The sequence below is a fragment of the Neisseria sp. P0021.S005 genome (genome assembly GCF_051956955.1).
Genome location: NZ_JBQCWY010000137.1, coordinates 1 through 6,865, shown reverse-complemented (window position 1 = coordinate 6,865; position 6,865 = coordinate 1). Strand labels below are relative to the sequence as shown.

The window sequence follows — 6,865 nt, the reverse complement described above, 5'->3', positions numbered from 1 at the left end:
ACGGCAACAAAAAGATAGCCGATGGCGACAATGTGCCACATCGTGTGCGTCCTGTTTGAATGTTAACAAAATCGTTATAATCGCAACATTCTACCGCAATCCCGAAAGGCCGTCTGAAAATGAGGAATCCCGAAAAATCGGCACTACGCAAACAGTTCCGCCGCGCACGCGCCCAAATGAGCGCCGCCGAGCGAAACGCCGCCACCGAAACCATCAACCGCCTGCTCAAGCCCTACATTAAAAAAGGACGGAAAATAGGCGTGTATTGGCCGATGGGCAAGGAATTGCGATTGGACGGCTTTGTCCGTGCCGCACAAAAACGCGGCGCAAAACTCTACCTGCCCTATATCGAACCGAACACGCGGCGGATGTGGTTCACCCCCTACCCTGCCGACGGCGCCAAACAAGAACGCAAACGCGGCCGCGCCAAATTGCATGTCCCCCAATTCACCGGCAAAAAAATCCGCGTCCACCAACTCAGCCTGCTGCTGGTCCCCATCGTCGGCATCGACAAACGCGGCTACCGCCTTGGACAAGCCGGCGGCTATTACGACGCCACCCTCTCCGCCATGAAATACCGCCTGCAAACCCGAACACTGGGCGTAGGCTTCGGCTGCCAACTGACCGACACACTGCCGCGCGAACCGCACGACCTGCCGTTGGACGGGTTTGTATCGGAGTCGGGCGTGCTGGTGTTCAAACATCATTAATCAATAGCTTTCAGACGACCTCAAAAAAGCCGTCCGTTAAGACACTATAAAAGATCGTCTGAAAAATCAAACCATCAAATACAAAGGAAACCACATGGCTGATTTTTCATCCGCTCCCGTTTTGTCCTTCGATCGCGTCCGTCTCGAACCTTTAACAACGGCACACGAAGCCGGTTTGCGCGAAGCAGTTTGCGACGGCGAAGTTTGGAAGCTGAACGTAACCACCGCGCCCGAACCCCACCAAGTAGCTGACTATATCCGCACCGCCATACAAACCCGCCTCGCCTTTGCCGTCATCGACGAAGACACGGGAAAAATTGTTGGCTCGACTTCGCTTTACCACATCGACCTCGCCATCCCACGCCTCTACATCGGTTTCACATGGTATGCCCTGTCGGCACAGCGCACGCACATTAATACCGCCTGCAAAATCATGTTGCTCGACTACGTTTTCGACACTTTAAACTGCCGTTGCGCCTGCTGGCAGACCGACAACCTCAACACCGCCTCCCAACGCGCCATCGAACGCTTGGGTGCACACCAAGACGGCATCTTGCGCTGCCACAAGCTGCGGAAAGACGGCAGCGTGCGCGATACGGTTGAATACAGCCTGCTGCGTGAGGAATGGCCGCAGGCAAGGGTAAAACTGCTCGAAAAAGCGGCAGCTTATGACGCGTCCTGAAAAAACGTTTTCTTCTTCATTTTTTCATCAGAACACGCCCATCTTGCTGAAAATCCGAACTCTTTAAAAATTAATGAAATAAGGTGCAACACCGTCAATCCCCTGATAAATAAAGGCCGTCTGAACATTTCAGACGGCCTTTATTCGGATTAAACCTTACTTCGCATCTTTAAATCCGCGTTTCAAATGCACCATCAGCAATGCAACGGCGGCAGGCGTTACGCCGGAAATGCGGCTGGCTTGGCCGACGGTTTCGGGTTTGTGCTGGTTGAGCTTTTGCTGCACTTCTGCCGACAAACCTTTGACTTTGCTGTAATCGATATCCTCGGGCAGCTTTAAGGTCTCGATGTCGCGGCGGCTGTCGATTTCTTCGTTTTGGCGGTCGATATAGCCTTGGTATTTGACTTGGATTTCGACTTGTTCGACCACGCTGTCGGCAAGTGCGGTTTCAGGTTGTGCGTCGGGCAGGGTCATCAGTGCGGCGTAGTCGAGGTTCGGGCGGCGCAGGAGGTCGTGCAGATTGGCTTCGCGGCTGAGTTTTTGGCCGAACACGCGGATTTGTTCTTCTTCGGCGAGTTTTTGCGGCGTGTACCACGTTGTTTTCAAACGTTGGATTTCGCGTTCGATGGCTTCGCGTTTTTCGTTGAACATGCGCCATTGCTCTTCACCCACCAAACCGATTTTGTAGCCGTCTTCGGTCAGGCGCATGTCGGCGTTGTCTTCCCTGAGTTGCAGGCGGTATTCGGCGCGGCTGGTGAACATTCGGTAAGGCTCGTTCACGCCTTTGGTGATAAGGTCGTCCACCAATACACCGAGATAGGCTTGTTCGCGGCGCAGCAGGAGCGGGTCTTGTTCGCGGACGTATTGCACGGCGTTCGCGCCTGCAAGCAGGCCTTGTGCGGCGGCTTCTTCGTAGCCGGTTGTGCCGTTGATTTGTCCGGCGAAGAAGAGGCCTTGGATGGTTTTGGTTTCGAGGCTGGCTTTGAGGTTGCGCGGGTCGAAGTAGTCGTATTCGATGGCGTAGCCGGGGCGCAGGATATGGGCTTTTTCCAGACCTTTCATGCTGCGCACGAGCGCAATTTGGATGTCGAACGGCAGGCTGGTGGAGATGCCGTTGGGGTAGTATTCGTTGGTGGTCAGGCCTTCGGGTTCGAGGAAAATCTGGTGGCTGTCTTTGTCGGCGAAGCGGTTGATTTTGTCTTCGATAGACGGGCAGTAGCGCGGGCCGACGCCTTCGATTTTGCCGGTGAACATGGGGCTGCGGTCGAAGCCGCTGCGGATAATTTCGTGTGTTTTCAAATTGGTATGCGTAATCCAGCAGGACACTTGGCGCGGGTGCATTTCGGCGTTGCCGCGCACGGAGAAGACGGGCACGGGCGTGTCGCCGGGCTGTTCGGTCAGCTGGGAGAAATCAATCGTGCGGCCGTCGATGCGCGGCGGCGTGCCGGTTTTCAGACGGCCTTGCGGCAGGTTCAATTCGCGCAAACGGCCGCCCAAGGATTTGGCGGCAGGATCGCCGGCGCGGCCGCCTTCGTAGTTTTCCAAACCGATATGGATTTTGCCGGACAAAAACGTGCCGGCAGTCAACACAACGGCGCGTGCTTTAAACTCCACGCCCATCGCGGTGACCACGCCGCTGATGCGTTCGCCATCAAGCGTTACGTCTTCAACGGCTTGTTGGAAAAGCTCCAGATTTTCTTGGTTTTCCAGCATTTCGCGGATGGCGGCTTTATATAGGATACGGTCTGCCTGCGCGCGCGTGGCTCGCACTGCCGCGCCTTTACTGGCGTTCAAGCGGCGGAACTGGATGCCGGATTTGTCGGTGGCCAACGCCATCGCACCGCCCAATGCGTCGAGTTCGCGCACGAGGTGGCCTTTGCCGATACCGCCGATGGAGGGGTTGCACGACATTTGACCGAGGGTTTCGATGTTGTGTGAAAGCAGCAGGGTTTGCGCACCCATGCGTGCGGCGGCAAGTGCGGCTTCGGTACCGGCATGGCCGCCGCCGACGACAATCACGTCGTAGGTTTTGGGGTAAATCATGTAAGTCATGTTTATGTGTTCTGTAAAGGTTTCAGACGGCCTTTTGTTGATCAGGCCGTCTGAAAAGTGGAATAAAATCTTAAAAAACCAAGCTTAGAAGGTATAGCCTGTTTCCAATTCGTCATCGCCGACCAATTCGACCAGCAACGCATACAGCGGCGCCAAATCGTTGTAACGGCGGGATACGCGGCGCAGGTAGTTCAAGAAGCGCGGGATTTCAGGACGATATTTGTCTTTGCCGTCGCGGTAGTACAGGCGGGCAAAAATACCGGCCACTTTCAAATGGCGTTGTACGCCCATCCATTCAAACCAGCGGTAGAACTCGTCAAACTCGGCAGGCACGGGCAGCTGGGCAGCGCGTGCTTTTTCCCAATAACGGATGACCAAGTCCAATACAAATTCTTCTTCCCATTCGATAAACGCATCGCGCAACAGCGACACCAAATCATAGGAAATCGGGCCGTAAAGCGCGTCTTGGAAGTCCAACACGCCCGGGCGGCCTTTTGCCAACATCAGATTGCGGACGATAAAGTCGCGGTGGACATACACTTTGGGCTGCGCCAACAGGGGCGGCAGCAGCGTATCGACGGTTTGCTGCCACAACTGGCGTTGCTTGAAGGTCAGCTCGCGGCCCAATTCTTTGGCCACAAACCATTCGGGGAACAAGTTAATCTCGCGCAGCATGACTTCGCGGTCGTATTCCGGCAGTTTGCCGGGTTGGCTGGCTTTTTGCAGCTCGATCAGTTCGTCGATGGCTTCGAGCAGCAGGGCTTTGTGGGCGGTTTCACTGTTTTCCTGATTCATGGCAGTCAGGAATGTGGTGTTGCCCAAATCGTTCAACACCATAAAGCCCAACGCTTCATCCACATGAAGCACTTGCGGCACATTGACCATATTAAACAATTTTTGCACTTTCAAATACGGCGCAACACTCATCTTCTCAGGAGGCGCGTCCATACAGATGACGGTTTGGCCGTCTGAAAACGTCGCGCGGAAATAGCGGCGGAAGTCGGCATCGGCTGCCGCAAAGCTCAATTCGAACGGCTGGTTCGGGTAAACAGACTCCAGCCAGTTTTGTAATTCGGTTTGTCGTTGCATAGCGGTATCGCAGAATTTCAGGTTACAATAACCGCTATTCTAACTGGCAAACCGATTTAAGGGGCGATTTTGGCTCGTTTATTTTCACTCAAACCCTTGGTACTCGCCTTAATTATGGGCTTTGGCGCAACAGCCGTGCGCGCGGAAGATGCTTCTGTTCCGCAGGCGGAAGACTATACCCCTGCCCACACCGCCGAATCCAAACCGGCAAAAACCGGCCAAAGCGAAGCCGATCCGCTTTCCTTGGGCAGCACTTGCCTGTTTTGCGACCACGAAGATGCCAAGCCGGCCGAAACCGCCGAAATCAAACGCAGCGGCGAGCCAGCCCTGCCTGCCGATTACACCCGCGTCAACGCCGATAAAATAGAAGGTCAGACCCAAGTCGGCGTCCGTGCCGAAGGCGACGTCATTGTCGAGCGCAATGCCGATGTTCTCAACGCCGATTGGGCGCAATACGACCAAGCCACCGATACCGTTACCGCCGGCGACCGCTTTACCCTGTATCAAAACGGTTCGACCGTATCCGGCGACCAATTGGTTTACAACCTCAAAAACCAAACCGGTTCCGGCACCGCCGTGCGCCTCAATACTGAACAAGGCGGCCGCCGCCTTCAAAGTGTCAGCGAAAAAGCCGAACTCAAAGGCAAAGGCCTCTACAAACTCATCAATACCAAATTCAACACCTGTTCGCCCGGCGACGCCAGCTGGTATATCCAAGCGCAAAGCATCGAAGCCGATGAATCGACAGGCATCGGTGTGGCCAAACACGCTTCGCTCGTATTCGGCGGCGTCCCCGTCCTCTACACGCCTTGGGCGGACTTCCCCATCAATGGCAACCGCAAAAGCGGCCTGCTCGTTCCGACCATTGCCACCGGTTCAGACGGCCTTGAGCTGAGCCTGCCCTACTACTTCAACCTTGCGCCGAATTTGGATGCCACCATCCGCCCGGGCATCATCAGCAAACGCGGTGTGCAACTGGGCGGCCAAGTGCGTTATCTGCAGCCGAATTACAGCGGCGAAGTCGATGGCGACTGGATGCCGAACGACCAAAAAAGCGTCCACAACAACCGCTACCAGTTCAAATGGAAACACCAGCAGCAGCTGAACAGCAAAATCAGCGGCGGCATCAACTACAACCAAGTTTCCGACGACGATTACTACCGCGACTTCTACGGCCGCGAAGACATCGCGCGCAACGTCAACCTCGACCGTCAGGCATGGCTCAATTACAGCGACAAACTGTTGGGCGGCAGCTTCGACGGCTCGTTGCGCGTACAAAAATACCAAACGCTGGCCAACCAAGACGGCTATAAAGACGAACCTTATGCCATCATGCCCCGTCTGACCGGCCGTTGGCAAAGCCATCTCGGCAAGGCTCAACTCAACGTGTTCGGCCAATTCACCCGTTTTGACCACGATACCAAGCAAGACGGCAGCCGCGTGGTGCTCTACCCGAGCGTCAAATGGGACTTCCACAACCAATGGGGCTACATCCGACCTAAAGTTGGCGTACATGCCACTTATTACAGCCTCAACAGCTTCAATGGTCAAAGCGGCCGCAATGTCAGCCGCGTCCTGCCGATCATCAACGTCGACAGCGGCCTGACTTTCGAGCGCAGGGCCCGTCTATTCGGCGGAGAATACCTGCAAACACTTGAACCGCGCCTGTTTTACAACTACATTCCGACCAAGTCCCAAAACGACCTGCCCAATTTCGACAGCTCCGAAAACAGCTTTACCTATTCGCAGCTGTTCCGCGAAAACCTGTATTCCGGCAACGACCGCATCAATTCTGCCAACAGCCTGACGCTGGCCACACAAAGCCGCATCCTCAACCCCAATACCGGTGCGGAACTCTTCCGTGCAGGTATCGGCCAGAAGTTTTATTTCAAAAAAGACAACGTCCTGCCTGACGGCAACGTCAGCAATTATCCGCGCAGCCAATCCGACTGGGTAGCCTTTGCACACGGCAACATTACCCCGAGCATCCGCATCGACTTGGACATCCACTACAACCAAAACCAAAGCCGTGCCGAAAGCTACGCTGCAGGGATTACCTACAACCCCGAACCGGGCAAAGTCTTAAGCGCGCGCTACAAATACGGACGCAACGAGCGCATCTATCTGCAAGCCAACGGCGACTATTTCTATGACAAACTCAGCCAAGTCGACCTTGCCGCCCAATGGCCGTTGAGCAAAAACCTATACGCCGTCGCCCGTTACAACTACGAAATCGAAGCCAAAAAACCGCTGGAAATGCTCATCGGTGCAGAATACAAAAGCAACTGCGGCTGCTGGAGCGCAAGCTTGGTCGGCCAACGCTATGTTACCG

General features: G+C 55.0%; 5 protein-coding genes. 3 read left to right on the top strand and 2 right to left on the bottom strand.

Translation table 11 applies throughout. From position 1 onward, the window contains the following. Nucleotides 1-119: 119 nt before the first annotated feature. On the top strand, nucleotides 120-710 hold the full coding sequence (locus ACTHUE_RS09085; protein ID WP_070765213.1) for a 5-formyltetrahydrofolate cyclo-ligase: 591 nt from the start codon (nucleotides 120-122) through the stop codon (nucleotides 708-710). Nucleotides 711-804: 94 nt separating this feature from the next. Beyond that, nucleotides 805-1,392 carry a GNAT family protein gene (locus ACTHUE_RS09080; RefSeq protein ID WP_314765965.1) on the top strand — a complete coding sequence of 196 codons (588 nt, stop codon included), beginning with the start codon at nucleotides 805-807 and terminating at the stop codon, nucleotides 1,390-1,392. A 156-nt stretch (nucleotides 1,393-1,548) separates the two neighbouring features. On the opposite strand, the gene mnmG is transcribed toward ACTHUE_RS09080, so the two are convergent. Next, on the bottom strand, nucleotides 1,549-3,444 hold the full coding sequence (mnmG, locus tag ACTHUE_RS09075; RefSeq protein ID WP_314765966.1) for a tRNA uridine-5-carboxymethylaminomethyl(34) synthesis enzyme MnmG: 1,896 nt from the start codon (nucleotides 3,442-3,444) through the stop codon (nucleotides 1,549-1,551). An 84-nt stretch (nucleotides 3,445-3,528) separates the two neighbouring features. Then, nucleotides 3,529-4,533: an N-acetylmuramate/N-acetylglucosamine kinase AmgK gene (gene amgK, locus ACTHUE_RS09070; protein WP_004520257.1), complete on the bottom strand. Its 1,005-nt coding sequence runs from the start codon at nucleotides 4,531-4,533 to the stop codon at nucleotides 3,529-3,531. Nucleotides 4,534-4,602: 69 nt separating this feature from the next. On the opposite strand from amgK, the gene ACTHUE_RS09065 reads away from it, so the two are divergent. Then, nucleotides 4,603-6,865, top strand: a 2,263-nt coding sequence (locus tag ACTHUE_RS09065; RefSeq protein ID WP_440423319.1) for an LPS-assembly protein LptD, incomplete at its 3' end; no start/stop codon positions are given.